The organism is Chryseobacterium sp. 14P4.3.2, from assembly GCF_057799275.1.
On sequence record NZ_JBYOKO010000027.1, the window covers coordinates 1 to 26730 of the forward strand.

25 protein-coding genes are annotated in these 26730 nt (G+C 36.5%); 13 read left to right on the forward strand and 12 right to left on the reverse strand.

Annotated features, from left to right (window positions below):
- Together AC27VX_RS22780 and AC27VX_RS22785 are read left to right on the forward strand one after the other, a co-directional pair.
- On the forward strand, window positions 1–853 hold an 853-nt coding region (locus AC27VX_RS22780; protein ID WP_488698183.1), incomplete at its 5' end, for an RHS repeat domain-containing protein.
- 2 nt (window positions 854–855) lie between these two features.
- Window positions 856–1251 (forward strand): hypothetical protein, encoded by a 396-nt coding sequence (locus AC27VX_RS22785; RefSeq protein WP_488698185.1) that lies wholly within the window; start codon window positions 856–858, stop codon window positions 1249–1251.
- 171 nt (window positions 1252–1422) lie between these two features.
- Here AC27VX_RS22785 and AC27VX_RS22790 read toward each other — a convergent pair whose 3' ends face one another.
- From AC27VX_RS22790 to AC27VX_RS22805, 4 genes are all read right to left on the reverse strand, one after another.
- Window positions 1423–1611: a helix-turn-helix domain-containing protein gene (locus tag AC27VX_RS22790; RefSeq protein ID WP_488698187.1), complete on the reverse strand. Its 189-nt coding sequence runs from the start codon at window positions 1609–1611 to the stop codon at window positions 1423–1425.
- Between the two features lie 220 nt (window positions 1612–1831).
- On the reverse strand, window positions 1832–2758 hold the full coding sequence (locus AC27VX_RS22795; protein WP_103293761.1) for a malate dehydrogenase: 927 nt from the start codon (window positions 2756–2758) through the stop codon (window positions 1832–1834).
- 118 nt (window positions 2759–2876) lie between these two features.
- Window positions 2877–3428, reverse strand: a complete 552-nt coding sequence (locus tag AC27VX_RS22800; RefSeq protein ID WP_488698189.1) for a biliverdin-producing heme oxygenase — start codon at window positions 3426–3428, stop codon at window positions 2877–2879.
- A gap of 21 nt (window positions 3429–3449) precedes the next feature.
- Window positions 3450–5648, reverse strand: a complete 2199-nt coding sequence (locus AC27VX_RS22805; RefSeq protein ID WP_488698191.1) for an ATP-binding protein — start codon at window positions 5646–5648, stop codon at window positions 3450–3452.
- A gap of 380 nt (window positions 5649–6028) precedes the next feature.
- On the opposite strand from AC27VX_RS22805, the gene AC27VX_RS22810 reads away from it, so the two are divergent.
- The 6 genes from AC27VX_RS22810 (at window position 6029) to AC27VX_RS22835 (ending at window position 13318) form a co-directional block, all read left to right on the forward strand.
- On the forward strand, window positions 6029–7078 hold the full coding sequence (locus AC27VX_RS22810) for a linear amide C-N hydrolase (protein WP_236855661.1): 1050 nt from the start codon (window positions 6029–6031) through the stop codon (window positions 7076–7078).
- Window positions 7079–7336: 258 nt separating this feature from the next.
- A complete protein-coding gene (locus AC27VX_RS22815) occupies window positions 7337–8503 on the forward strand; it encodes a porin (protein ID WP_236855662.1) in 1167 nt (388 codons plus the stop codon).
- Window positions 8504–8523: 20 nt separating this feature from the next.
- Entirely contained in the window at window positions 8524–9954 is a 1431-nt protein-coding gene (locus tag AC27VX_RS22820) for an anion permease (protein WP_236855663.1), read from the forward strand.
- Window positions 9955–9970: 16 nt separating this feature from the next.
- Window positions 9971–10627 (forward strand): succinate dehydrogenase cytochrome b subunit, encoded by a 657-nt coding sequence (locus tag AC27VX_RS22825; protein WP_236855664.1) that lies wholly within the window; start codon window positions 9971–9973, stop codon window positions 10625–10627.
- 11 nt (window positions 10628–10638) lie between these two features.
- Window positions 10639–12555: a fumarate reductase/succinate dehydrogenase flavoprotein subunit gene (locus AC27VX_RS22830; RefSeq protein WP_236855665.1), complete on the forward strand. Its 1917-nt coding sequence runs from the start codon at window positions 10639–10641 to the stop codon at window positions 12553–12555.
- A gap of 13 nt (window positions 12556–12568) precedes the next feature.
- Window positions 12569–13318: a succinate dehydrogenase/fumarate reductase iron-sulfur subunit gene (locus tag AC27VX_RS22835; RefSeq protein ID WP_488698195.1), complete on the forward strand. Its 750-nt coding sequence runs from the start codon at window positions 12569–12571 to the stop codon at window positions 13316–13318.
- Window positions 13319–13457: 139 nt separating this feature from the next.
- Here AC27VX_RS22835 and AC27VX_RS22840 read toward each other — a convergent pair whose 3' ends face one another.
- Complete coding sequence (locus tag AC27VX_RS22840) at window positions 13458–14471, reverse strand: nucleoid-associated protein (protein WP_236855667.1); 1014 nt, start codon at window positions 14469–14471, stop codon at window positions 13458–13460.
- Window positions 14472–14956: 485 nt separating this feature from the next.
- Between AC27VX_RS22840 and AC27VX_RS22845 the strand changes: the two genes are divergently transcribed.
- From AC27VX_RS22845 to AC27VX_RS22865, 5 genes are all read left to right on the forward strand, one after another.
- The gene (locus tag AC27VX_RS22845) at window positions 14957–15121 is read left to right on the forward strand and encodes a hypothetical protein (protein ID WP_488698197.1); all 165 of its coding nucleotides are present in this window, start codon (window positions 14957–14959) and stop codon (window positions 15119–15121) included.
- Between the two features lie 12 nt (window positions 15122–15133).
- On the forward strand, window positions 15134–15490 hold the full coding sequence (locus AC27VX_RS22850) for a DUF7674 family protein (protein ID WP_488698199.1): 357 nt from the start codon (window positions 15134–15136) through the stop codon (window positions 15488–15490).
- Between the two features lie 82 nt (window positions 15491–15572).
- Window positions 15573–15704: a hypothetical protein gene (locus AC27VX_RS22855; protein ID WP_262912481.1), complete on the forward strand. Its 132-nt coding sequence runs from the start codon at window positions 15573–15575 to the stop codon at window positions 15702–15704.
- Between the two features lie 51 nt (window positions 15705–15755).
- Window positions 15756–16151, forward strand: a complete 396-nt coding sequence (locus AC27VX_RS22860) for a DUF7674 family protein (protein WP_236855670.1) — start codon at window positions 15756–15758, stop codon at window positions 16149–16151.
- A gap of 153 nt (window positions 16152–16304) precedes the next feature.
- Window positions 16305–16901 carry a hypothetical protein gene (locus AC27VX_RS22865; protein ID WP_488698201.1) on the forward strand — a complete coding sequence of 199 codons (597 nt, stop codon included), beginning with the start codon at window positions 16305–16307 and terminating at the stop codon, window positions 16899–16901.
- Between the two features lie 74 nt (window positions 16902–16975).
- Here AC27VX_RS22865 and AC27VX_RS22870 read toward each other — a convergent pair whose 3' ends face one another.
- The 7 genes from AC27VX_RS22870 to AC27VX_RS22900 all read right to left on the reverse strand — a co-directional run bounded on the left by AC27VX_RS22870 (window position 16976) and on the right by AC27VX_RS22900 (window position 25841).
- Window positions 16976–17488: a thioredoxin family protein gene (locus tag AC27VX_RS22870; RefSeq protein WP_236855672.1), complete on the reverse strand. Its 513-nt coding sequence runs from the start codon at window positions 17486–17488 to the stop codon at window positions 16976–16978.
- A 212-nt stretch (window positions 17489–17700) separates the two neighbouring features.
- Window positions 17701–18183 (reverse strand): DUF4920 domain-containing protein, encoded by a 483-nt coding sequence (locus AC27VX_RS22875; RefSeq protein ID WP_236855673.1) that lies wholly within the window; start codon window positions 18181–18183, stop codon window positions 17701–17703.
- A gap of 21 nt (window positions 18184–18204) precedes the next feature.
- Window positions 18205–19347: a cytochrome-c peroxidase gene (locus tag AC27VX_RS22880; protein WP_488698204.1), complete on the reverse strand. Its 1143-nt coding sequence runs from the start codon at window positions 19345–19347 to the stop codon at window positions 18205–18207.
- A gap of 7 nt (window positions 19348–19354) precedes the next feature.
- Window positions 19355–20947: a DUF6850 family outer membrane beta-barrel protein gene (locus AC27VX_RS22885; RefSeq protein ID WP_488698206.1), complete on the reverse strand. Its 1593-nt coding sequence runs from the start codon at window positions 20945–20947 to the stop codon at window positions 19355–19357.
- On the reverse strand, window positions 20937–22289 hold the full coding sequence (locus tag AC27VX_RS22890; protein WP_488698208.1) for a DUF4876 domain-containing protein: 1353 nt from the start codon (window positions 22287–22289) through the stop codon (window positions 20937–20939). Before AC27VX_RS22890 ends, AC27VX_RS22885 begins: the two co-directional genes overlap by 11 nt.
- 23 nt (window positions 22290–22312) lie before the next feature.
- Window positions 22313–25036, reverse strand: a complete 2724-nt coding sequence (locus AC27VX_RS22895; RefSeq protein WP_488698210.1) for a TonB-dependent receptor plug domain-containing protein — start codon at window positions 25034–25036, stop codon at window positions 22313–22315.
- Between the two features lie 472 nt (window positions 25037–25508).
- Entirely contained in the window at window positions 25509–25841 is a 333-nt protein-coding gene (locus AC27VX_RS22900) for a hypothetical protein (protein WP_488698212.1), read from the reverse strand.
- Between the last annotated feature and the right edge of the window lie 889 nt (window positions 25842–26730).

A 26730-nucleotide genomic window follows, 5' to 3' on the forward strand; every position in this document is an offset into this window, starting at 1 on the left:
AAAGGAATTACAAGAGACCGGGATGTATGACTTTGGAGCCAGAATGATGATGCCGGATATTGGAAGGTGGGGAGTTATTGACCTAGCCGCAGAATATTTTCCAGATATTACACCTTATGCTTACGTTGTTAATGACCCAATCGGATTTGTGGACAATGACGGAGAAATGCCCGGTCCTGTAGGCGCTATAATAGGTGTTTTCTCTGATTATATAACACAGGTTGGTGTTAACTATTTTTTAGAAGGTAAAAGTTTTAATACTTCTTTAACCGATGTTAGTTACTGGTCATTAGCTATTTCTGGCGCTTCTGGTTTTGCAACAGGAGGAATAAGTGCATTAACCAAAGCCGCTACAAGTGGTATAGGAAAACAAGCCTTAGTAAAAACCATAGATTTTGGCGTAGATGTTTTAGTAGGTACTGTAGAAAATGCAGTAACAGATTATGCGGAAAAAGGAGAATTTGATGTATGGAAATCAATTACTGGTGGATTGCTTGAGGCAGGTATTGGTAAATTTATACCATTAAAATACGTAGATAAACTAGAGAGTAAACTTGCTAAGAAGATGAATATTAGTGCAGAGAAGATGACCCGTTTTAAAAATAGAATGCAGAATGATGCTAATAGAAGCCGAAGTACAAGAGCGAGAAATAACAGGAAATATGCTGAAAACAAAAAAGCTTACGAAAGTTACACAAAAGCTTATGCTGGTGTTAAAGTCGTAAATGATGCATATAAAGCAGGAGGAGCTGAAGCTTTACAGAATATTGACTTATTCAAAAAGACTCCAGAAGAAACTAAAAAACCAACCATTACAGTTGGAGAAGTAACAGGCGGAATAATAAGAGAATAACTATGTATAAAAATCAATATATTTTAACAATTTGTGCCGTATTAGGGTTTTTATATACTTTATTTTTTTATTATCAAAACTCTAACTTAGAAAGTATTAAAACATTAAAAGCGTACACGGTTATTGAACAAGGTTGTAAAAAATCAAGAGGTGGGTCATCAGTCCATATTAAATACAATAATAAAGTATATTATATAAGATTGGCGATAGCCGAATGTGAAAAATATCCTGTAGGGACAGAAATAAAGCTTAATTACAATAAACAATTTGATTATTTTTATAAGCCAGATGGATTAACAAGAGATAAAAGAAGGTTACTAATAATAGGCGTAATTTTTATTTTATCTATTGTCCCTTGGAAAAAAATTATAAAAATAAAAGCCTCATTAGGTGTGTAAGCTTAACAAACAAAAGCCAACTCAATTGAGTTGGCTTTTGTTATTTTACATCTTGTAGCACATTCGAGAGTGCATCTTTTAATTTTTTCTTTCCAATAAAAGCATCCACGATGCTAAAGACAGTTTTCTTTTCCTCTTGTTCAAGAGCGTCAATCATTTTTACTTTTTCTATTAAAGAAGCATCCAGAGAGTTAATATCTTCCGTGTTATTTTCTGTATCAAAAAATCAGAAAGTTTTACATTAAGAGCTTGTGCTATTTTTTCAAGTGTAGAAAGTGATGGTTCTGCCTTGCTAGTTTCTATACGGCTGTAAATCGGTGCGCCTAATCCGACAGCAGAAATAAGTTCCTTCTGCGACATTCTGAAGACTTCCCTATTTTTCGGACCAATTAAAAATATTAAAATAGAAGAATAACAAAAGAAATCTTCAACTCCCTTACTATTGCATTATGTAACACATTGAACCTTAATATAGAGTAAAGCTCCCCCCATTCCATTCTACAATAAAAAAAACAAAACAGACTGTTTCATTAGAAACAGTCTGTTTTTATATTTAACCTCAGCGTAAGCCGATTGGTAATTAGAACTTAAGATCTCCGTTCACTTCTCTTACTGCGTTAGCAGCTTCAGCAAATTTCAACTGCTCTTCAGCTGTAAGCGTTACGTTTACGATTTTTTCTACCCCGTTTGCTCCGATGATAGCAGGAACACCAAGACAGATATCGTTTTGACCGTACTCACCTTCAAGCATTAAAGAACAAGGGATCATTTTCTTCTGGTCACATGCAATAGCCTGAACCATTACAGAAACAGCTGCACCTGGTGCATACCAGGCAGAAGTTCCTAATAACTTAGTAAGAGTAGCCCCTCCTACTTTAGTCTCTTCAATGACATATTTTTGTTGCTCTTCATCTAAGAACTCAGTTACAGGAACACCATTTCTTGTCGCTTTGCTCAATAATGGAAGCATTCCCGTGTCACTGTGAGCGGCAATTACCATTCCGTCAACATCAGAAATTGGAGATTCTAATGCCTCAGCCAATCTGTATTTGAATCTTGCAGAGTCTAATGCACCACCCATTCCGATGATCTTGTGCTTAGGAAGACCCGAAGTTTTATGAACAAGATAAGCCATAGTATCCATTGGATTAGACACTACAATGATGATTACTTCCGGAGAATGTTTTACCAGGTTTTCAGTAACTTCTTTTACAATACCAGCATTGATTCCGATCAGTTCTTCTCTTGTCATTCCAGGTTTTCTTGGGATCCCTGAAGTAATTACTGCTACATGAGAACCTGCCGTTTTACTGTAATCTCCTGTTGTTCCGGTAATTTTTGTATCAAATCCGTTAAGAGACGCTGTCTGCATCAAATCCATTGCTTTACCTTCAGCAAATCCTTCTTTAATGTCTACCAAAACTACTTCTGAACAGAAGTTCTTCATTGCGATGTATTCTGCACAGCTTGCTCCTACAGCGCCTGCACCTACTACAGTTACTTTCATATTGTTACTTTTTTTAAATTATTTTTTGTTAGTTAAGTTTAAATTTGAAACTCCCCAAATTTAACAATTCCTGAAAAAATGCGCAATTTTTCAGGAATTTAATTAGAATTAAAATAAATTAGTTGACGTTCAGTAAAAACGTATATAGTTTTTTTGCTCCGGAAAGCACTTCATTGTAGTTTTCTTCAGCCACTTCAGTATCCAGAACCTCTTTAAAGTTTTTCCACATAGGGCCTGTATTTTCCTGATAACAGCCAAAAAAGTTGAAAGTTACCTCATCAAAACCTTCCGTTTTGGAAAGCTGCTTGGCAATTACATTCCCTCCCAGTGTAGACCCTTCAATCACATACATAGCTCCCAAAGCCTCATGCTCATTGTCAAACTGAAGGTCATGAGAAACAGTCTGATTTTCCAGCGAAAGACTTTTCAGATCTTTTTCAATCAGAGAAAGTTTCTTTCTTTCATCAAGCTGAAGTTTCTCCGCATATTTATCAGAAAGGCTGCCGAATATTTTATCTTCACTGTGAAGAAGCATCAGATAATTGGTATGGATGATCTTTTTATAATCTTCTAAAGTGAATGTTTTGTTAAAAATCTTTTCAGAATTAAAAAGTTTTTCTGCTGCATCGTGATAGTCTGCCGTATTTTGTTTAAGATATTCTGATACCATAAATAACATTTTAAAAGTTTCTCAAATGTAAGGTTTTTTGAACGTTAAAATGAAAGAAGTTCCCTCTTTATTGCTCTCATAATCTACACTCCCCCCTATTCTCGTCATGATACGGTGCACAATAGACAGACCTACTCCATTTCCTTTGAATTTCTTTGCATTATCCATTCTGTTGAAGATCTTAAACATCTTATCTCTCTCTTCCTCAGGAATACCAATTCCATTGTCAGAAATCCGGTAAATAATAGACTGTCCCTCTTCAGTTCCTTCAATTTCTACTTTTGGAAATTCTTTATGAGATGAATATTTTACAGCATTGTTGATGATATTTAAAAACACCTGATGAAGCATAGTCTTATCCGCCAAAACATCCGGACATTCTTTAATAATAACTTCACTTGCAGGACTTCCATAGGTCATTTTTGCATTATCAGAGATTTTCTTAATCGTTTGAACCGTTTTCAGGCTTTCAAGCTGTACTTCACTGTGCTTGGCTCTGCTGAGCTGCAGTACATCATGCATCATTTCAGCCATATTATCGATCTCTTCAATAATAGTGTTGATCTTATTTTTACTTTTTTCAGAATCGCCTGCAAGATTTCCCAACAGCATCTGTGCATTAAGTTTCATCACTGTAAGAGGTGTTCCAAGATCATGAGATATTGTATAAGAAAAACTGTCAAGCTCTTCATTTACTTTTTTAAGCTCATCATTAAGGCTTTTGATGGCATTATAGTTTTTATGGGAAGTTTCTAAAATTAAATCTCTTACAGCCTGCACTGCTGAAATATTCCGGGAATTCCATCTCTTAGAATACCCTTTAATATTTTCTGTGAAAATTCGGAAAGAGGTTCTGGGTGATATCATCTTTCTTTCTTCCCCGTTTTGTGAGAATACTCCTACCTTCTTTTCCGGATTTCCGGCCCAGTTAATATGCTCATCAAACTCTTTACGGAACCAGATCAGCATTTCATTTTTATCCCTTTCAACAAAATAAATAATGATTCCGGCAGCATTTTCAGACAAATCAAGCTCTTCTCTATGATTTTTAAGGAAGCTTCGGCTTACATATATACGGTCTTTGGTATTCTCTAGTGCCCATTGTACGATCTTTGCAATACTCTCAAGCCCTGGTGTATTTCCAGTGATCGTTATATTATCATCAGAAATGATAGCCAGACCATCGGCTTCCGGTAAGTTTTTGATCTCTGTTTTACTCTCTCTGAGAGAATCAAACAAATGATTATGCTTTAAAAACTCCGCCTTTAACTGTGAGACTTTATCATTCAGCTCTAAACGGTAATTCAGTTCACTTTTGGATTTAAATGACGAATACGCGTTCGCTGCCAAAGTGGTAAAAATCCCAGCCTGTACCCTATCTTCAAGATCAATATGCTTCGGCTCTATATTCTGGCAGGTTACCAGTCCCCAAAGATGGTCATCAATAATAATAGACACACTGAAGCTGGAAGCCACTCCCGAATTTTTAAGATACTGCCCGTGAACAGGAGACATTGCTCTTGAAGCTGAAAAAGTAAGATCTATATTTTCGTTGACTTTACTTAAAATCGGAACGGTATCAGCATATACGTTACTGAAGATTCTTTTTCTCTTTTTAAGATAAAGATCTCTTGCCTGCTTCGGAATGTCAGATTCGGGGTAATGAAGGCCAAGAAAGCTTTCCATCTCTTCATGTTTCTTTTCAGCAATCACTTTTCCGGAGCCATCCATCATGAATTTATAGACCATCATACGGTCGTAGTTCACTACTTTCGCAAGGGTTTCCAAGAGATGATTCCAAAGTTCCTTTTCATTATCAATGATGTAAAAATTATCGTACTTATTAGAAATCCGTTTGTCAGGATTAAGAAGAACCTCTTCAAATTCCAGAAAAATAGAATTTCCTCCCTTAAAAACAGAGAAATGATATTCTTTACCACTGATAAAAATTTTGTCAAAATAAGTTTCATTTCTACGTCTGGTAAACTTATCCAGTGAAGAATAGATCTCTGAATCAATAATGCCCTGAAAACTTTCGGGAAAGTCAGTAATTTTCCTGTCGAAAAGCTCATACAAGTTCCCGATATTAAATATATCCGAAATATTCCTGCTTAAAAAAGTAATGGCACGGGATTCCGCATCAATGCCAATCAAATAACCAAAACTTTGTATAGAACCCGGAATATGGATAGGTTCTTCATGGCATTCTATAAAATTCATATATCTCTTCAGTCTATCAATCAAATATAGCGTTTTTTTAAATAATTTTCTATTTTGTAACGCTTAAATTTAAAGTGTGACCTTCGGCACTGCAAAGGAAGTTTCTATACATCGGAAAGAGAAAAAAACGTATTAAAATATTCTTCATTTTTAACTCTTTTTAGTATGGCATTTATAAAATATACAAAAATTTCTACAGCTATCAAATTTTTTCCTTTTAACCATGATTCATAACATAAATTACGCATTATTAACCTTAATAATTATGTTATTCAAACAAATTTTTCTAAATTTATATCACCAAATAATGAATCTAACATGAATCTATTGAATTATTCATAATAATTACAATAAAAAATTTAAATCCAAACAATAGTATTATGAAAAAGTTCCCATTAATTTTATTTTCTCTGGTCCTCTCTATAGGATTATGGAATCCATCAGAAGCCTGTACAAGGGTTGTTTACAAAGGTCCCCAAAATACTGTTCTTACAGCCCGTTCCATGGACTGGCGTGATGAAATCCCGGCCAACCTCTGGGTCTTTCCCAAAGGAATTGACCGCAACGGACAAACCGGTCCAAAATCTGTAAAATGGACCTCTAAGTACGGAAGCATCATCAGTTCTTCATGGGATATTGCCTCTGCAGACGGAATGAATGAAAAAGGACTGGTTGCCAACCTTCTCTGGTTAGGAGAATCCCAGTATCCGAAATTCGATGGAAAAGGAAGTAAAAAGGGACTTGCTATTTCATTGTGGGCGCAGTATTATCTTGATAATTTTGCTACCGTAAAAGAAGCCGTAGAATTTTCAAGCAAAGAACCATTCGTTATTGTAAGTGATTATATTCCGGGAACAGAAAGATTTACCACCATTCACCTTTCTATTTCAGATGCTTCAGGTGATAATGCCGTATTCGAATACATCAACGGAAAACTGGTCATTCATCATGATCCGTCTTACACCGTAATGACCAACTCTCCGATTTTTCAAGAACAGCTTGCCCTTAACAATTACTGGAAAGGAATACCTGGTACAGTAATGCTCCCCGGAACCAACCGTGCAGCAGACCGTTTTGTAAGAGCTTCTTACTATATCAATGCTATTCCGCAGACCGCAGATATCCGTACAGCCGTTGCCAGTGTTTTTGGTGTCATCAGAAACTGTTCTGTACCTTACGGGATTACCTCAGCTACAGAGCCCAATATATCATCTACAAGATGGCGTTCGGTTTCAGATCAGAAAAATAGGGTCTATTATTTTGAAACTGTTTTTACTCCCAATACTTTCTGGGTAGATCTTAATGATTTTGACCTAAGTCCGAAAGGTAAAGTAATGAAACTGGATCTAAGCAATAACCATACTTACAACGGAAAATCCAACGCAAATTTTAAAGAATCTGCACCGTTCACTTTCTTAGGATTAAACTAAACATATATACTACAAAACTTATAAAATAATAAACTACATATCGTATTTCAGCATCCCATTAAACTTATCAAAAGTATTCTGTAGTTTTTGAAAACCAGACGTTCATCCGGATCACTTCAATTACATGTCTCCTCTTCCGGAGAGGTGGCTAGATCAAAGATCTGTAGGAGGTAGTTTTTAATACAGCTTCATAAGTGTTTTACAAAAACTTATGAAGCAAAACAGACTTCAAAACATTAAAAAAATAAACAAAAAGATATGGACTTTTTTTCAATCAAAAGGAAAAGCCTGATCCTCTGTATGCTGGCCTGCGGGTTATCAGCCACTGCACAGATTCAGGATTCTCTGAAAGCCCAGCCTCCTCAACAGGAAGAAGACAATGTAAAATATCCACAACTTCAGATCAAAGGCCTTTTCCAGGCCCGCTATCTGGTTGGGATGAGTAAAGATGTAGATGTAAACGGGCTTCACCACACCGACGGCTCCGGAACTGATAATAATTTCATGCTCAAATACATGAGGGTACAATTGCGGGCACAGATCAGTAAACGTACAGAAGTTGTGGTGCTGGCCAACCTTGCTGATTTTAAAAATGATCCTAAAAGCAGAGTTCTCGAAAACGCTTATCTGAAGTACACCTTCAACCCCAAATTAGCCATTACTGTAGGACAGTTCAGACCATGGTTCGGTATTGAAGAGACCTATCCTATTGATATCATCAAGTCTTTAGACTGGTCCAACCAGTATACTGAATTCGGAAAACTGGGCTGGACGAGTTTCCAGATCGGGATGTCTGCCACCGGACAGCTTCAGCTGGGAGAAATACCTTTTCAGTATGCAGTCTCTGTAGTGAATGGAAACGGGAAAAACCAGGTAAATGATAATGATAATGGAAAGCAGTATTCTACCCGTCTTGTTTTTGGATTATCTCAGAAATACAGCTTCAATGTAGGTCTTAATGGAGGTATCGGAGAGGTATTCAGTAAAAAAGTATATGCGGTAGGGGTAGATCTGAGCTCTCTCGTAAAATTTGATCCGAAATGGAGCCTTGATATGCAGCTGGAAGCCAAACAGGCAACCAATCACGTTCTTTACAACTCTATCGCTCCTGAACTAAGGCCTGAAAATCCTGACCAGTACCTGGTTCGCGGTGCTTATTTTCTTCCGAATTTAAGATATGAGATCAACCACAAAAATCTCAGCGCCTTCGAACTATCCTGCCGGTACGAATATCTTGATACCAACTTCAGAATGGCTTCCAACCCAAGACAGACCATTACCCCAATGTTCGGATTGGAATTCCTGAAAAACTACGGAGCAAGAATTCAGCTGGGTGTACAGTTTGACCGCTACAAACATCAGGTTGAAAACACCTCACAATATAACAACAATCTATTCATCGTTCAGGTACAGAGTAGATTCTAACCTAATAAACAGTTACTATCATGAAAGAAATTAATATTAAAAACGTAGCCATCACATTTGCTGTTGCGTTGATTATATGGTTTATACCTGTACCGGACGGTGTTACTCAGGATGCATGGCATCTTTTTGCCATTTTTGCAGCAACCATTTTAGGAATCATTCTTAAAGCCGCTCCCATGGGAACCATGTGTATGATGGCTATAGCCTTCACTGCACTGACGCAGGTAGTGGCTCCCGGAGATGCCGGAAAATCAATTACAAAAGCACTTTCCGGATTTGGAGATAAAGTAATCTGGCTGATCGGGATTTCATTCTTTATTGCCCGCGGATTTATCAAAACAGGCCTTGGAAACCGCATCGCTTTTTTATTCATCAGAGTTTTCGGTAAAAGTTCATTAGGGCTTGCCTATGGACTGGGACTTGCAGACGTTTGTCTTGCTCCGGCCATTCCAAGTAATACCGCAAGAGGAGGAGGGATTATCTACCCTATCATGAAATCTATGGCCATAAGTTTTGATTCCGTTCCTGAAAAACCGGAAACCCATAGAAAATTAGGTTCATTTTTAACATTGAACAGTTATTATATGAATCTTATCGCATCTTCTATGTTTCTGACAGGGACAGCAAGTAACCCCATGTGTCAGAAATTTGCTGCCAACCTCGGGATTGATATTACCTGGATGTCATGGGCAGCAGCAGGTTTTTTACCGGGTGCAGTAGCATTCTTTGTTGTTCCACTGGTACTTTACAAATTATATCCGCCTGAATTGAAAAAAACAGGTGATGCTCCTAAAATGGCGGCTCAGAAATTAAAAGAAATGGGGCCAATTTCAAGAAACGAATGGTTAATGTTACTGGCATTTTTTATTCTTTTAGGTCTTTGGATTTTTGGTGGTGCACTTTCTATTGATGCTACTACAACGGCTTTCATTGGGTTGACATTATTATTACTCACATCAGTATTAACCTGGGAGGATGTAAAAGGTGAAAAAGGAGCCTGGGATACGATCGTTTGGTTTGCCGTTCTGGTGATGATGGCAAGTTCATTGAATGAATTAGGCTTCATTGGCTGGTTCAGTGATCTTATCAAGGTAAAAATCGGTGGATTAAGCTGGCAGGTCGCATTCCCTGTGATCATTGTGGTTTACTTCTTCAGTCACTATATTTTTGCAAGTGCCACAGCCCATGTAGCAGCGATGTATGCTGCGTTGCTGGGAGTAGGTGTTTCTTTGGGAATTCCACCTATGCTGTTGGCCATGATGCTAGGTTTCATGGGATCAGTGTATGGAGTGCTTACCCATTACGGACACGGTCCGGCTCCGGTATTCTTCGGAAGTGGCTATGTAGATCTGAAATCCTGGTGGGTCAGAGGTCTTGAAATAGGAGTCGTACTCTTGATCATTTATATGGTTGTAGGAGGATTGTGGATGAAAGTCTTAGGATATTATTAATCATTAAATCAAACATATGTTATCAACATTGTCAAGAAAAATGCTGATGTGCCTTACAGGACTCTTTTTGGGCTTCTTCCTGTTGATTCATTTCCTTGGAAATCTTCAACTTTTTCTCCCACAGGAGCAGGCTCATCTGCAGTTCAATGCCTATTCGCATTTTTTATCGGGAAATATTATTATCAAAATAGTTTCTTATGTTTTGTATGCCAGTATTATTTTACATGCTGCAGACGGGCTGATCATCACTTTAAAAAATAAAAAATCAGGTGGCAGCTATCAATCTGACGGACGCGGAAGAGCCAGCAACTGGGCTTCCAGAAACATGGGAATCCTCGGAACATTAATTTTAATCTTCCTTGTCATCCATTTTCAGAATTTCTGGTATATCTACAAATTCGGAAATCCGCCTTTGGATGAGAACGGAAATAAAGACCTGTACATTCTGGTAGTAAATGTTTTCAAAGAATGGTGGTACGTGATCATTTACATCATTTCGATGATCGCCCTATGCTATCACCTGATACACGGGATACACAGTGCCGTAAGAACACTGGGACTGTATCATCCGAAGTTCGTAAAGTGGTTTAAAACTATCGGAATTGCCTATTCAATCATTATCTGTGTAGGTTTTGCATTGATGCCGGTGTATGTATTTTTTACTTATCATTAAACAGAACGATCATGATTTTAGATTCAAAAATACCACAAGGCCCATTAGAACATAAATGGGCTAACTATAAAAAGAAGGCCAGACTGGTGAACCCTGCCAACCGCAAGAAACTGGACGTTATTGTTGTAGGAACAGGACTGGCAGGAAGTTCTGTCGCGGCTTCTTTAGGAGAAATGGGATATAACGTAAAATCCTTCTGTTTTCAGGACAGCCCTAGAAGAGCTCACTCTGTGGCAGCACAGGGTGGTGTAAACGCTGCTAAAAATTATAAAAATGATGGTGACAGCGTTTACAGAATGTTTGTTGACACTTTGAAAGGCGGGGATTTCAGAGCCCGTGAAGCCAATGTTTACCGTATGGCGGAATGTTCTTTAAACCTCATCGATCAGGCCGTTGCACAGGGCGTTCCCTTCGGACGTGAATATGGAGGTTATCTCAACAACCGGTCATTTGGAGGGGTTCAGGTGAGCCGTACTTTCTACGCAAGAGGACAAACCGGACAGCAGCTGCTTCTGGGAGCTTATCAGGCTCTCATGAGACAGGTTGGAAAAGGTTCTGTACAGCTTTTTTCAAGACATGAAATGCTTGATCTGGTTACCGTTGACGGAAAAGCCAGAGGAATTATCGTAAGAAATTTAGACACAGGAGAAATTGAAAGACATGCCGCCCATGCCGTAATACTGGCAACAGGAGGATACGGAAAAATCTATTACCTTTCTACACTCGCTATGGGCTGTAACGGTTCTGCAATCTGGAGAGCCCATAAAAAAGGAGCTTTAATGGCTTCCCCAAGCTGGATTCAGGTGCACCCTACTTCTCTTCCACAGTCCGGAGATTATCAGTCTAAGCTGACCCTGATGTCCGAATCATTACGTAACGACGGAAGAATATGGGTTCCGTTAAAAGAAAGTGAAAACAGACCTCCCAATGATATTCCTGAAAATGAAAGAGATTATTATCTGGAAAGAAGATATCCGGCTTTCGGAAACCTTGCTCCAAGAGACATCTCCTCCCGTGCAGCAAAAGAAAGAATTGATGCAGGCTTTGGAATCGGACCTTTGAAAAATGCAGTCTATCTGGATTTTTCAAAAGCCATCAAAGAACAGGGAAAAGATAAGATCAAAGAGAAATACGGGAACTTATTCGATATGTATCTTAAAATCACAGGATATGATGCTTATAAAGAGCCAATGATGATCTCACCATCAGCCCACTTTTCAATGGGTGGACTTTGGGTAGATTATGAGCTGATGACCACTGTCCCGGGGCTGTTTGCACTAGGTGAAGCTAATTTTGCCGATCATGGAGCCAACAGATTGGGAGCCAACTCACTTTTGCAAGCTTCTGTAGATGGATATTTTATTGCTCCTTATACCATTGCCAACTATCTGGCTGATGAAATTCACACTGGAAAAATTTCACCGGATACTCCTGAATTTGAGCGGGCTGAAAATGCAGTTAAAAACCAGATCCGGGATTTTATCAATATTAAAGGAACAAAAACAGTTGACTATTTCCACAAAACTTTGGGAAAATTATTATATGACTATTGTGGTCTGGCCAGAAATGAAGAAGGATTAAAATATGCCATCCAGGAAATCAGAAAACTGAAACAGGAATTCTACAAAGACGTAAGGGTTTCCGGACAGGGAGATAAAATGAACAGCGAGCTGGAAAAAGCAGGCCGTGTTGCCGATTATTTCGAAATCGGGGAACTGATGTGCTATGATGCGCTAACCCGCAATGAATCCTGCGGTGCTCATTTCCGGGAAGAGTATCAGACGCCCGACGGAGAAGCGATGAGAAATGATGCAGAGTATCAATTTATCTCTGCGTGGGCCTGGAAAGGTGAAAACGGAGAACCTGAGCTGATCAGGGAACCTTTAATCTTTGAAGAGATTCAGCCAACGGTAAGAAGTTACAAATAAAAAACAGAAAATTATGGATTTACATCTTAAGATATGGAGACAGAAAGACAAAGAAAGTGATGGAAAACTGGTCAGTTATGACCTGAAAGGATTAAATTCCCATATGTCTTTCCTTGAAATGCTGGATACTTTAAATGAAAAGCTGATCATTGAAGGTGATGAGCCTGTGGAATTCGATCACGATTGCCGTGAAGGTATCTGCGGGCAGTGTGGAATGATGATTAATGGTATTGCCCATGGCCCTTTAAAAAATACAACAACCTGTCAGCTTCACCTCAGATCCTTCAAAGATGGAGAAACAATTCTTATTGAGCCATTCCGGGCAGAAGCTTTTCCTGTGAAAAAAGATTTAAAAGTAGACCGTTCTGCTTTTGACAGAATTATCTCTTCAGGAGGTTTCGTGTCAGTGAATACCGGTCAGGCTCCTGATGCTACAGCAATTCCGGTTACTCATCAAACTGCAGAGGAAGCTTTTGATTCTGCTGCGTGCATCGGATGTGGAGCTTGTGTTGCTACCTGCAAAAACGGAAGTGCCGCTTTATTTACCTCCGCAAAGATCACTCATATGGCATCATTGCCTCAGGGGAAAGAAGAAAGAAATAAACGTGTCCTGGACATGGTTACTCAAATGGATTCTGAATTATTCGGGCACTGTTCGAATACAGAAGCCTGCCAGGTAGAATGTCCTCAGGGAATTTCTGTACTGAATATTGCCAGGATGAATTTTGAGTACAACAGATCTCTTTTCTTCCGAAAGAAGTAATAGAAGCAATATGGCAGATTTGCAAAAAAGCAAAGGAAGCTGAAAAATGAATTTAAATACAGACTATAATAAAAGAGCGGGTTTACCAATTGGTAAACCCGCCCTTTTTATTTTTAAAATGCCAAAATGGACATCTTTATTATACCTCTTTTTCAAAATAAAGTCTGTAATATTTTCCTTTATCGTCCTCTCCCATTTCCAGCTTCTGACGGTCACCATGAATATAGATATGGAAATTTTTATCCAGTTTGATAATACTTTTGAAATGTCTCTGAGTCTTTTTCACTGCTGCTTCACTGATTGGGAATTCTTCAGCGATATTCACCTGCATATCCTGTTCATAGTCTGTTTTAAAGTTCACGAAACTCTCAATCACATGTTCATCTCCCAAAACTTCGGTAGCAAATTCATCTAACTTAAATTCTTCTTTTTCTTTGAAGAAATTGATGGATTTATTCAGGAAATCTGCCTGGTCTGCTTTGGAAACTTCAAATTCCTGTGGAAGCTGTTTGGTGATATAATCTTTATAGACCATTAAAGCTTCCTGAGTGTGAAAATACTCATCATCACGCTGTTTTACTTTCAGGAAATCTTCAAACCAGTAGTACATATCCCCGTTTTTGTTGTTGTCAACCACAGAAAGTACATATCCGGTTTCTTTATTATTGTTGTAGATCAATGCAGCTTTATCAATTTTAGATAAACCAATTCCCTGATCTTTTTCGATATCAAATGTTTCTTCTGAAGGATTGATTTTAAGGAAAGATTCTCTTTTTTCAGTTTTAAAGATCCCTATCTTATGTACTCTGTCCGGGCGCTCACTTTCTTCTTCAAAAAATACAATAAATAATTCCCCTCCCTGCACTCTGGGATTTTCTGCAGCTTCGAAAAGGTGCTTAGCGATATTTTCAGACTCCCAGATAAATTTGGACTGATCCTCAAAAATTTCAGATACAGCACTGTAAACAGGGTTGTTCACCAGATAAGTATCACTGTAAAAATGGAAAGTTTCTTCTGATTTAAAAGAACCTAAAAAGTAATTTTCAAGCATTTCTGCCATTCCTTCTTCCAGCTTTAATTCTTCCTGGGAAAGCGTTAAAGATTCTCCGTTGATCTTATTTCCGACTCTGTGTACTATTATTTTTGAAAACATTTTTCTGAATATTTGAACTGCAAAGATATTCATTCTTATCCTTTCTGCGAAACTTAAGAATAGTATTGATTTTATTTTTGGTTTGTGCTGAATTTTTAAACTACAAAAGGCACAAAAGCTTTATTTTAAAACACTTTAGTTCACTTTAGAAAATTAAAATAGTACTGCAAAAAAGTTAACTAAAGCCGAAATCTAACATTTTCAAAACCTATGTGTACTTCTTATATAATACATAAAGCTCTTTACTTAAAAATAACTTAAGTGTTATAATTCTTTTGTGAATTTAATGGTTGGGATTCCTCTTAAATCCTACACAGAAAAACGGTTCCTTCTTTTCAATTTGATAAACGCCTTATCATTTTGACATGTTTGTAATGTTTCAATGGCAAAGCGATCCCAACATAACCACCTAACCAATAACGCATTATACAAAAACCACTTCCAACGGAATACCTTTGGCATCTTCATTCTCAAAACATCTAAAAATGGACTTAAACACATTAAACAGGATAGATAAGCTAAGAAGATTAAAAAGCAGAGGCCCCAAAACACCCTCATGGCTGAAACCTTATCATATGATCTTCTTTGCATTTTTGGTCATTTTAATCTTTGGAGCTTTTATCAAAATACTTGAACAAAATCCTCATTAAAAATATAATTATATGAACTATCTACAAGCCGTACATGAAATCACTGAAGTGGTTCCTGACTTTGGAAATGAAGTAAAAGAAATCAAAATCCAGAATTCATACAGCATAATCCGGACATTCAGTGAACGTATTAAAAACATGATCCGTCAGAATGACACAAATCTACTGTTCAGGAGTTTACAGAAAATGGACAAAATCTACACTAGTGGAGATACTGTCTTAAAAAATGCCATTGAAACTACTTTTATCTATTCTCTGGACAATTTTACAGCATTTTGCAGTGAAGAATACCGGAAAAAGATCTTTAGTCATATGTCTTCAGACCTGCAGCAGGTCTATTCAAGACAAATTTACAGTCATGGCATATAAAGGGTTTGTTACATTTTTCACCTATTTCATTACAAAGTGTTTAATTTAAACAAAATTAAAAATAACTCACAATCAATAGATTATGAAAAATAAAATCAGAAGAATTTCAGATTGGAAAACCTGGAAAACAACCACTAATAAACATAATTCTGAGATATTACTCACTCACATAGCAGTGATCATAGGAGTATTTATTTTTGCAGCATGCCTTTAAATTTTGGTATACATTTCGCTACAATAAAAAGTGTTTGAAAAATTCTTAATTATGATGAAAGTACAAATGCAAACTATTAATCAAAAAATAGCTGTTGAATACTTAAAATTTTTCTATGCTCCACTTCGCAGTGAAATCACACAGTTGTCTGTACAGGACAATTTCGCTGGGATCATGCAGGCTACTGTCAATTATCTGAAGAATCTTTTACAGGAATCGAAGATCAGCATTATTGCCCATCACATCAAACTGATGGACTGGCTTTACAGAAATGGTGATTCATACGTGAAAACGATGATCGAAAACCTCTTTGTAAGATCTTTCGAAAGTTTTAAAAAACATGCTAAAATCCAACACTGGAAATTGCTTTACCAATATATGCCTGTAAGCTTCCAGATCATTTATAATGAACAGCAGAAGCAGGATCAGATCTATTTTGGTAAATAGTATAATCAAGTTGAAGAAGTTGAAAGAGTAAATACCCCTGTTTACTCTTTCACTATCTTTACATATTTGATTTTTTACCCGTTACAGAAGCAACTTTCTCTCTTTTCTATTTCACAGGTCCGTGCAAAACACCTATTTTTGTAAAAAGTACCGATGAAATACCCATTTTATGCTGCGCTGATCTCGCTGTCACTGATCTCATGTGGAAATAATGATAATACGATTGAGGATCCAAGACCTATAGATAAGCAGGCTTACCAATTTGAGTTCAAAAGTTATCGCGTAAAGGGTACTGTTCTTTACAAAGGATCATCAGGAAGCAAATCTAATCCTGATGAGTCTTATCTCAGCAATTACTGGAGCTTATATAAGAAACCGGCATGGAACAAAATAGATCTTGATCTGAAAAACAGCTCAATAAAACTAATATCCGGTACATCAGCAGATATGACGTACAGTATTAAAATCATCAATGATTCTGTTTTAATTAATGACAACAGCAATAAACCGAATTATATCGGTGATTTCAACAAAAATACTTCTACCTTTACTTTAAAGAGAACTTTCAGATATATGAAACGTGAGCCAAGAAACGGTTCTGACGGGCTTACTATTGCTCTGAATACATTTTTTGGCACTACTCAATATGAAAATATGTTTGGAATTGTTTTTACCACTCCATCAGAAATGACAAAGTCGGAAGATGCCGTACTGTGGAGTAATATTGAATATATTTATAAAGAATTATAACTGGTTACACAGTATTAAAGCAAATCCCCGGAATGTATTAATTCCGGGGATTTTATTTTTGTTATATGGGGATCTTATTTCTTCCCAAATACGTTATGAATAATCTGAGTTTCCTCTTTATTAAGCTTTGAAGCTTTTCCCAGCTTAGTCACAAAAAGGGTTACTTCTTCCGGAGTTGCCGGAGATCCCAGGTTTTCGTCTTTTTCATTGAAAGAATTGGTTAATACCTCCCCTTTCGGGTTGATGATCACCCAGAAAGGCAGTCCTGCATTTTCTCCTTTATATTTATTCATCAGCTCCTGTCCACCGGGGTTTTCAAGGCTTTTCTTTTCTCCTCTTTCCTGAACATCCACATAAGCAGTGACAAATCTTTTATTAAAAATAGGTTTAGCCTCCGGAAGATCCATATTTTTCTCCATCATCTTACACCATTTACACCATGAAGCGTGGAACATCAGTAAGACATTTTTCTTTTCTGCTTTAGCTTCTTTGAGTGCTTTATTTAATACGATATCTGCTTTTTCCTGTGCCATATTTAACTGAAACAGCAACAGGGCAGCAATGACTATAATTTTAGAGTATTTCATTCTGAATTTTGCTTTAATATTACACGAATGTAAGTATTTTTCTGTAAAAAAAGGACTATGTTTTTTGGCGCAAATTAATTTTTATGAAGAAACTCAACCCATCATTTTTCTACAGTTTGAAAAAAGGTATACAATAATCTATTAAGTACAGAAGTAAAAAAGCTCTTCCAACATCATCGGAAGAGCTTTTTTGAATAATATAAGAAAGTTTGTTACTGAACTACTTTTATCCCTGATGCCAGTAATCTGATCTCTGTTGCAGGTTCAGTTATTTTTGCAATGTCTTCGGGAGATTTTTTAGCATCTTCCGCATAGTGACGAAGCTCTTCTACGGAAGTTTTCTTCAGCTCGGCTTTTCCGTCCAATACAATTGTTTTTCCTTTAATGGCTGCCGGTAAGAAAAATGCATAGTCTTTCATTTTTACAAAAACCTTTGTTTTCTGTGGGTTTTCCAACGTGATCCAGCATCCTTTTTTAGGGCATACATCGGTTACCTTTCCTTTAATGGTAACGTCTTCTGTAATAGGTTTTGTATTCAGGATCTCGTTTAGATTCTGCATAGAAACTGCTTTTGCTTCTTTATCTGCAGAAACTCCTGCACCATAAGAATCACCAACGTTGGCTTTTCCTTCCGGCAGTTGTGCAAAAACGATGATACTTAAGGCAAAGAATCCTAATGATAATAGTTTTTTCATGTTTCTCTTTTTTTATAATTGTTATGATTTGGGTAATTCAGGTGGGCGCATTTTGTATTTGTAGCTATTCAGAGTTTTTAAAAAAGCTACAATGTCAAAAATTTCTTCATCCGTTAAATTCAGTTTTTCCACCATTTCTGATTTATGTGGAAATTTAGGATCATTGATCTGATCTCCTTTCGGGATTTCTCTGCCCATTCCGGCATTGTACATCATGACAATATTAGCCAGTTCTGGGAAAAGTCCGTTGTGCATATAAGGTTTGTTTTCGGAAACTTCCCTCAGGGTAGGTGTTTTGAATTTTCCTACATCTTCATTTTTATTGGTAACCACATATCTTCCCAAATCCTCATATTTCCTTCCATAGTAAGTCAGCCCTAGATTATGGAATTTCTGATCAGAAAAATAAGGGGTGTTATGACAATTGATGCAATTGGCTTTGGTACGGAATAAATGAAGTCCGTTCACTTCGGCATCTGTCAGCACATCTTTCTTTCCGGAAACAAATTTATCAAACTTAGAAGGCGGGCTTATGAGAGAACGCTCAAAAGTAGCAATTGCTTTGGCAATTTTATATTCTGTAATATCTCCGTTTCCGAAAGCTTTTGCAAAGAGTGCTTTATAGTCTTTAATTTTTCGGATATTCTTTGTCGCCATTGACATGTGAAGATTCATTTCTACTGGATTTTCAATAGGTGCTTTTACCTGCTCTTCCAGTGTCGCTGCGCGGCCGTCCCAGAAGAAAGTTTTTGCATATCCTATATTGACCAGGGTAGGTGCATTTCTGGTTCCCGTCTGCCTGTCATGACCAAATGAAACCCTGCTTCCGTCTGACCATCCAATCTCAGGATTATGGCAATTTGCACACGATATTTGTCCGCTTTTAGATAATCTGGGATCAAAAAATAACATTTTTCCCAGCTCCATTTTATCTTCAGAATAGGGATTGTCTTTAGGATAGGTCATTTCAGATAAAGGTCCTATATCCTGAAAGCCTTCTTTAGCTTCATTAAATAAATGGGGAACCGGCCACTTAGACTGGTCTCCGCTGCTGTATAAGGTACGCAGCTCTTCTACGGTATATCCCGTAGGGTCATTAGAAGTATAACTCAATAAACATACTATTCCGGCAACGGCCAGAAAAGCGAGATATCTGTCTTTCATTTCTTTTTTAATAATAAACATTCAGCCCTACAGCAGCAATCTGATTGGCTTTTCCATTATAATCTGCTCCATTTTTATAAGTACTGTTCATCAGCCAGACCTGAGTAAAGCTTCCAAACAGTTCATATCTTATTTTACCTTCATCCAAACGGTAACTTGCATTCAGGTTAAGCCCTATTTTAGGGGTGGCATCATAAGCAAAGTCAGGTTGTGCTATTTTGGATACAAAGATATTATCTTTAGAACTTTGATAAGGTGCATAGTTGAATTCTTTTTGCAACGGCACGTAAAGATTTTGAGTAATTCCTACAGCCAGTTTATTGGAAGGCATCAGAGCAAATTCTCTTTCCAACCCCAAACGGTACTGAAAAAAAGAAAGTTTTCTATCCATCACTACAGATACATCTTTGACATGATTTTCACCATATCCTGCATCCAAGAGCATTTTAAATGCCTCATTTTTATGATTGAACCACACTACACTACTTTTCCATGAGAGGTTTTTCTGCTCCAGACGGTATGTTCTGTACTGTAATGGGTAGTTGTAATTGGTATCCAGCTGATCCTTATAGGTAACCGCCGAAGCCCATTTTTTTCCGTTATAGTTTCCTAAGAAATTAATGTAGAAACTATGCAGATCGGTCTTCAGCCCAGAATATTTTGTATAATCTTTATGATATGCATAGCTGGCATCCTGATATTCATAGATCTTATAAAAACGTTCTATCACATTTGTATAATCATACCCTGCAGAAAAGTGAGTACTGACAGTGTTAAAAGCATATTCTCCACCCCAGATATAACCTCCCATTTTATATTCAGAATTTCTAAATATCGTATTTCCTATATACTGGTTACCATAACCTTCATTGTAACGGATATAGATGCTGTCATTGGCAGGGATATTTCCTCCAATACTCACAAACATAATATCATTCCCTTTATAATGGTTGATGTAACTCAATTTTCCAAAAATAGCATGCTGTCTCCATTTCAATCCCAATTTGGCAAAGGCTTTATAAGTATAATCATCCACTTTTGGTCTGGGATCGGCATTCTGCCTGTAGGATTTGGCATACCTTCCTTCTCCGCCTATCTGTAAAATAACCGGTTTCACAGGGTTATAGGCAAACTGCCCATTAATAAAGTAGCTTTGCTTCTGCCATCTTGCCGAACGGGGAGCCCAATAATAAGAAGGGTTGTAAATAAAGGAAGAATTGGTAGTTCTCTCATCATTCAGAATATAGGGAACATTATCTTCAGTAGTTTTATCTGCCTGAAGTTTTCCTGATAATGCAATTTTATCATTCAGTTTATAAACTCCTTCGGATTGAAAAGTAAAGCTGCCGATTTTATCAGCAGTCTGAACTCTTTTAAAGTTCTGTTTCGTTGTAGAAAACTGAAAGCTTGTCTGAGAAAAATCTAAAGGCTGAAAAAAAGAGATATAAGGATCATTGAGTCTGATATCCTTTTCTACAGAACTTATATTAATACTATCTAAATGCGTATTCTGAGCATGAAAGAACTGACTGCTTAAAGCAGCCAATCCCAACATACTGTATTGAAAAACTTTTCTTATTTTTTTTCTTTTATTGTGCATATCCTCTAGGGTTTGCTTTAATGGTTACAAAATCATTGGCAGAATTATTGGTATCCTGCAATACTACACGGCCATTAATGATTTCTTTTGTTTTACGAATTACAGAAAGTCCCGTAAAAGTACCCTCTGCCAATCCGTTAGTATTATTAACAATGAAAGTTCTTGATGCATCAATATCAGACGGGAAATCCTTAGGTGCTTTTTGCTCCTTATCTGTAATATCTATACCGTCTATGATAAATTTCTTAGGAACCTGTAAAAACAGTGTTCCGATAGGTGCTTTAGGAGCGGCAACTTTTTTCCAGCTTGCAATTTCAGCATCCGTAGCTCTCAAAATCCCTACTCCAAGCATAGAATTAACATTCAGGATAAGGTCATTAGAAGCAATACTCCAATAGTTCACCAGCATATCCGGTACCATAATATTCTGAATATCCCATGCGAAAGGTTTTTTACCATTGCTTATGTTATAGTCTCCCATATAGGTTTCAAAGTCAGCATTGCTCAGATCAACGGTTTTAGAAGGGTCCTGTATGGCTACCCCTACACCATTAATATCATTAAAAGGCATTTTATGATTAATGGCTGTTTGGGCTACAATGATACTTTTTCCTGGTAAAATAGGATATTGGCTTCCACTTCCGGGAACTTTAATTAATATATTGGAATACACATAGTCCGTATTGGCGGCTGTTCCTCCCCCTGCTGTCTGGCTCCAGTCATACTGTCCATTAGGTAAAGTATAACTGGTTACATTATTATTCACATTTCCTTCCAGAAAAACAAGGTATAAACCATCAGCATAAATAGTCTGGTCAGAATTGTTGTGAATCTCAATAAACTGATCTCTGAAATTAGCGCCCAGTTTATTATCTGAACCTGCATAATAATATTGTTTGATCACAAGATCTCCAAGATTTCCACTGGAAATTCTTACCAATGTAGACGAGATATTGGCATTAACGGTTACTTTTTCCTGGAATCCTCCGAAATGTACGATTTCATAGCTCGTTTCCTGCCCCAGCTGCTGCTCATATTCGCTTTTCTTCAACTGCAGTTCAGCCTGAATGCTGTAAGTTCCCGGTAGTAAAGCCGTTAATTTTAAATCTCCATTAGCATCGGTTTTTCCTGTAATTTTATCACCAGTGGCTGCATTTTCCATAGTAACGGTTACGTTGGCTACCGCTTTGTCTGCAACGGAAGGATATTTAGAAGCATCATATTTAATATTTACAGTAAACGGAACAGGCTTAATCTCGTTATTTCCGCCGAAGTCCTCATCTCTGTTACATCCTACAAGGGCCAGAACTGGTATGATCAGCAATATTATTAATCGTTTCATTGTTTTTATTTTTAGTATTATGATTAAAATTTATAGGAAATATTAGCTCCAAATGATGTAGAAGTAAAGTTGGGATACAGATATCCTTGTTCGTTATATGCTTTTAAATTGAAAACATTACTTACATATACCGAGAGTCTGAAACCGCTTAAGAAATCTTTTGTTACCCTTAAATGAACATTATGCAGAGTTTTGTTATATAAACCTGAAAGCTTCTCATCCGTAGGTTTCAGGAATAGGTTCTGATATAAAGGATTAGTTCTGTCATTTTCCGGAATCATCTCTATCTCTCCACCGTATTTAAGATACCCTACAGGATAAATATCGTTGGCACCTGACAATTTCTTGTCTAAAAGGAAATGATCTGTTCTCAATCCTATAATTAATCCTGCCTTAGCAAGGTGATAGTCAAAGCTGAAACTCGCTCTGGCCATGGTGCTCTTATTTCGGGTATCGTTATAAATTCCGTATTCAAAATTCTTATCTGTAATGGTAGGAGCTGTGAATGTGTAAAGACCATCATCTTTACGTCCTGAAGTTTCTACATAACTGGCATTAAAACCAATCACAAGGTTAAGGGCTTCGATTTTTTTGAAATTAGCCATAAGCTCCAGTCCTTTATCCACAGATTCATATCCATTAACAATGCGGTTCTGGAGGTAATGGAACTTTTCCGTGCCCACAATTTCAAAAGTTGGAACTTGTGTTCCTACGATATTAACATTTACTTTAGCCTTATCCATTGTCTTCAGTACACTCATGGTAGTAAATCCATCAAATAACGTATTATAGTAACCGGTAAGGTTAACAGTTCCAAAGGGAAATCTGTAATCCACTCCTATTTCTGTTTTCCAGCTTCGTGAAGGTTTCAGATCTGAATTATCTCCCGGAGTAACAACCGTCTGCATAATCGCCGCTGAATAATAACCTGGCAGACGGTAATCTCCCAACAGGAAGTCAAAATACCTTGGTGCAGTATACAACTGATTCAATGATGGTGCTTTAGAGGTCAATCCTACCCCTCCTCTTACAGAAAGATTTCCCATCTGATAAGAAGTATTGACCCTTGGAGAGTAAGTGGAATAAGAATTCTGAAGATCGTAACGTAATCCTAAATTGGCTCTTAAAATATGTTTGTTAGCAAAAGCTTTGGTAATATTATCCTGGGCATAAAAAGCATACTGCTTGCTGGAAAGTACATTATCACGATAGTTATAATCCCTCATCCCATTTGTACTCTGTCCGCTTGCTTTCAGTGAGGCAAATTGTCCTGCCGTTCCATATCTCCCTTTTCCAAAGTTATCTCCATACCTGAAATTGAATCCGAAGCTATAGGCATGAACCCACTTGGAAGCGGTTACTTTATTTCCATTGATGCTGAAATTGGTATAAATATTAAAAGGTTTCCCATCTGAAAAGGCCTGATTTTCGTAGCTTGGGGGAGTATAGGGAGCATAGTAAACACTGTTTCCCGAAGAATTTCCATAAGGACGGGCCCCCTGATTCAGCCAATATCTTCTTTCTGTAAGTTGTGTTGCATAACTCATTCCAATATCTGCACTTACCATTCTGAAAAAAGGCTTTCTCCCATTTCGGGCAAAATTGTAAGAAATATTATCCCCTAATGAAAAGCTTTTATTATCTACATTGATAACCATCCCATTCAGGTCATCCGGATCTTTCTTTCCTTTACTGGTATTGGTAGAAAATGATGCAGAAAGTTTATTAGATAAACCGCTTTTTCCCTTCGACGACCAAAGAATATTAAAATTAGTTCTGTCATATCCCACCAAATCTGTTCTTGGATCAGAAAGTGAATTCATATAATCTGCCGAGACATTAAGCGCATTGTTCTTATTAAGCCCGAAACCTTTGTTTAGACCAATCTGATAAGTTCCTTCTCTTAAAGATGCATCAAGTCTCAGAGGAGAAGCCTTTGCTATTGTATTTACCTTGATAAGACCAGACGTTAAATCCCCATATTTGGCATCCGGAATTCCCTGTATTACTTCAATACTCTCAATACTTTCTGTTGGGATTTCTCTTAAATCAACACCATAGTTTGGTTGCCCGGGAGTTAAGTTACCTCCACGGCCTGAACTACTAAAGCTAATCCCAAAGGGGCTGCTGTTGGCAGAATCATAGCTCTGCATATTCTCGTTGTTGGATAAAGCGATATCATTCACCATCAATTGTACCCCAAACGCTCTGTTTCCAAAATCATCTCCACCAGGAATATTACCGGAACCTGTTATAGATGATCCGCTTGCTGTTCTGAACACAATATTTTTAAACTGGGTATTGTCAAACTGCTGTACATATTGACCTGGTAATTGCTGCAAAACATCTCCGATAGAAAAGGACTGGAGATTTTGAAGTGCCTCCTGCTGAATAGAAATTTCTGAAAACTGTTTTTTTCTTGCGGTAAGCTGTACGCCTTCAATTCTTATTTCTGATGTTCCTAAAGGAATTACTTTATCGGGAAGGATTTTCAAGTTTAGTTCTTCTCCTTCTTTTAAGATGATCGTTTCTTTTTTATTTTTTTCATTCCGAAAAATTAGCTCACATTCTCCTTTAAAAAACATTTTAAAGTTTTCTAAGAATATTTGCTTACACTTTACGGGTGAATCATTATTGATTACTGTTCCCCTTTTAAGCTCTCCATTATGATAAAATTCTACTTTTTGAGCAGACAAGAATCCGCCTGCTGTTAAAAAAACAGCACCAACTAATAACGATACTTTCACCCTTAAAATATTTAGACGGCAAAATTAATTATAATTATTCTAAATAAAAAGTAGATTTACGAAATAATTAAAGTTATTTTAACTTAAAATAAAAGAATATTTACACATAAATCCCCATGTAAAGAATAAAATAATAAAGTAAAGCACCCTTTAATAGTTCCTTTTAAGATATACAATATTAATAAACTTAACTTTCCTTCCTAAATATATTCTATAAATAAAAACCACCTTCTATGGTTTGAAAGTGGCTTTATTTAATCTGAATAAGTAATATAATTATGTTTAATGTTAAAAAACACTAGACTTTTTATTGGTAAAGCTGTTACCAAAAACATTGTATTGCCTCATTTGTAACATTGCAGTAAATAGCTCTTGATCATAAAATCAAACTGTATGATATTTTTAACCCAAATCATATTAATAAAAAAACGACTCCTATTATTAGAGTCGTTTCTTTTTTTATTCAGAAAAATTATTTTTTTAAATCTGCTTTTACATCTTTATAACCATCTGAAACTGCATCTGCTCCTTTTACAGCAACATTCTTAACATTTTTCGCACCTTTGGCAGCCGTTTTTCCAACCCATTTTGTACTGTTTTTAACACCTTTTTTTGTAGCCTTTGCCCCTTTTTGAGTTTTATCTCCAACCCATTCAGCGCCGTCTTTCACTCCTTTTTCTGTTGCCTTTGCTCCTTTCTGGATGGCATTACCTACATTTTTTTCGTCCTGTTTTACAGTTTCTTGAGCATTAATAGCTATTGCAAATAATCCAAAAGCTAATAAGGTGAATAATTTCTTTTTCATATTGTCATTTTTTTTTAAATTAACTTAGTGGATATAGCATAAAACAAGCCAAATCTTTTCATCAAAAAAAATTAATGAAAGCAGCTTATTCCTTTCCTTTAAATACTATAAAAAATTTTTCAGCTTAACGAAGGTATAGCTTAAATCTTTAACACAGATATAACTTACAATGATGAATTCTGTATTGTAAAAGAAATAGGAATAAAAAAACAGCAAACATTGTTTGCTGTTTTTCTATTATTTATAACTGAAATTAATCAATAATTATTTTACTTCTTCGAAAATAACTAATATTGAAAATCAATTAGTTATAATATCAAGGTACAAATAAGATACTGATTTATATCTTTAATTTGCAAAAATTCATACTGAACATTAACCTTTCTATTGTTTATTATCCTATTTATTTTATTTAAAATACTGATAACCAATATTTTTATAGTTTCAATTTCATAAGGTTTACTCGTTATGCAATAGGCAAAGTTTCTTCCAGTCGATTTCTACAATGTTTCCATTTAATTTTGGACCAGAATACTTAGTGGGAAAATCGGTGACAATGACCACCTGTTTTCAATTTTTCGTGAGCATATAATTTCAGTTTTAAATGACCATCAACTTTTCAATGCTATAACGAGTTTTTCAAACATCAAAAAATTAATAGTAGATGATCAATATAAATCAAAACTAGATAGTCAATCATAGTAAATTTCGCACACATATCACAATAGTTTGATACAAATTTGATCATTACGTAATATTTATTTGTAATCTTCCCCACCTTAGACACACTCAAAAGTAGAGTTTTTGGTTAATAATTCCTTGTTGTCGTTGTTTAAATTTTGTTGGAATGTGGGAAACTCTTTTATATTGCCCTGATTGAGTTTTCCAT

Bases quoted from the DNA above. Each gene is read 5' to 3' on its own strand.
- AC27VX_RS22840 (WP_236855667.1), bottom strand. From the start codon at position 14,471: ATGTTTTCAAAAATAATAGTACACAGAGTCGGAAATAAGATCAACGGA.
- AC27VX_RS22830 (WP_236855665.1), top strand. From the start codon at position 10,639: ATGATTTTAGATTCAAAAATACCACAAGGCCCATTAGAACATAAATGG.
- AC27VX_RS22820 (WP_236855663.1), top strand. From the start codon at position 8,524: ATGAAAGAAATTAATATTAAAAACGTAGCCATCACATTTGCTGTTGCG.
- AC27VX_RS22850 (WP_488698199.1), top strand. From the start codon at position 15,134: ATGAACTATCTACAAGCCGTACATGAAATCACTGAAGTGGTTCCTGAC.
- AC27VX_RS22860 (WP_236855670.1), top strand. From the start codon at position 15,756: ATGATGAAAGTACAAATGCAAACTATTAATCAAAAAATAGCTGTTGAA.
- AC27VX_RS22880 (WP_488698204.1), bottom strand. From the start codon at position 19,347: ATGAAAGACAGATATCTCGCTTTTCTGGCCGTTGCCGGAATAGTATGT.
- AC27VX_RS22845 (WP_488698197.1), top strand. From the start codon at position 14,957: ATGGACTTAAACACATTAAACAGGATAGATAAGCTAAGAAGATTAAAA.
- AC27VX_RS22795 (WP_103293761.1), bottom strand. From the start codon at position 2,758: ATGAAAGTAACTGTAGTAGGTGCAGGCGCTGTAGGAGCAAGCTGTGCA.
- AC27VX_RS22900 (WP_488698212.1), bottom strand. From the start codon at position 25,841: ATGAAAAAGAAATTATTCACCTTATTAGCTTTTGGATTATTTGCAATA.
- AC27VX_RS22815 (WP_236855662.1), top strand. From the start codon at position 7,337: ATGGACTTTTTTTCAATCAAAAGGAAAAGCCTGATCCTCTGTATGCTG.
- AC27VX_RS22875 (WP_236855673.1), bottom strand. From the start codon at position 18,183: ATGAAAAAACTATTATCATTAGGATTCTTTGCCTTAAGTATCATCGTT.
- AC27VX_RS22855 (WP_262912481.1), top strand. From the start codon at position 15,573: ATGAAAAATAAAATCAGAAGAATTTCAGATTGGAAAACCTGGAAAACA.
- AC27VX_RS22785 (WP_488698185.1), top strand. From the start codon at position 856: ATGTATAAAAATCAATATATTTTAACAATTTGTGCCGTATTAGGGTTT.
- AC27VX_RS22825 (WP_236855664.1), top strand. From the start codon at position 9,971: ATGTTATCAACATTGTCAAGAAAAATGCTGATGTGCCTTACAGGACTC.
- AC27VX_RS22870 (WP_236855672.1), bottom strand. From the start codon at position 17,488: ATGAAATACTCTAAAATTATAGTCATTGCTGCCCTGTTGCTGTTTCAG.
- AC27VX_RS22890 (WP_488698208.1), bottom strand. From the start codon at position 22,289: ATGAAACGATTAATAATATTGCTGATCATACCAGTTCTGGCCCTTGTA.
- AC27VX_RS22885 (WP_488698206.1), bottom strand. From the start codon at position 20,947: ATGCACAATAAAAGAAAAAAAATAAGAAAAGTTTTTCAATACAGTATG.
- AC27VX_RS22805 (WP_488698191.1), bottom strand. From the start codon at position 5,648: ATGAATTTTATAGAATGCCATGAAGAACCTATCCATATTCCGGGTTCT.
- AC27VX_RS22800 (WP_488698189.1), bottom strand. From the start codon at position 3,428: ATGGTATCAGAATATCTTAAACAAAATACGGCAGACTATCACGATGCA.
- AC27VX_RS22790 (WP_488698187.1), bottom strand. From the start codon at position 1,611: ATGTCGCAGAAGGAACTTATTTCTGCTGTCGGATTAGGCGCACCGATT.
- AC27VX_RS22865 (WP_488698201.1), top strand. From the start codon at position 16,305: ATGAAATACCCATTTTATGCTGCGCTGATCTCGCTGTCACTGATCTCA.
- AC27VX_RS22835 (WP_488698195.1), top strand. From the start codon at position 12,569: ATGGATTTACATCTTAAGATATGGAGACAGAAAGACAAAGAAAGTGAT.
- AC27VX_RS22810 (WP_236855661.1), top strand. From the start codon at position 6,029: ATGAAAAAGTTCCCATTAATTTTATTTTCTCTGGTCCTCTCTATAGGA.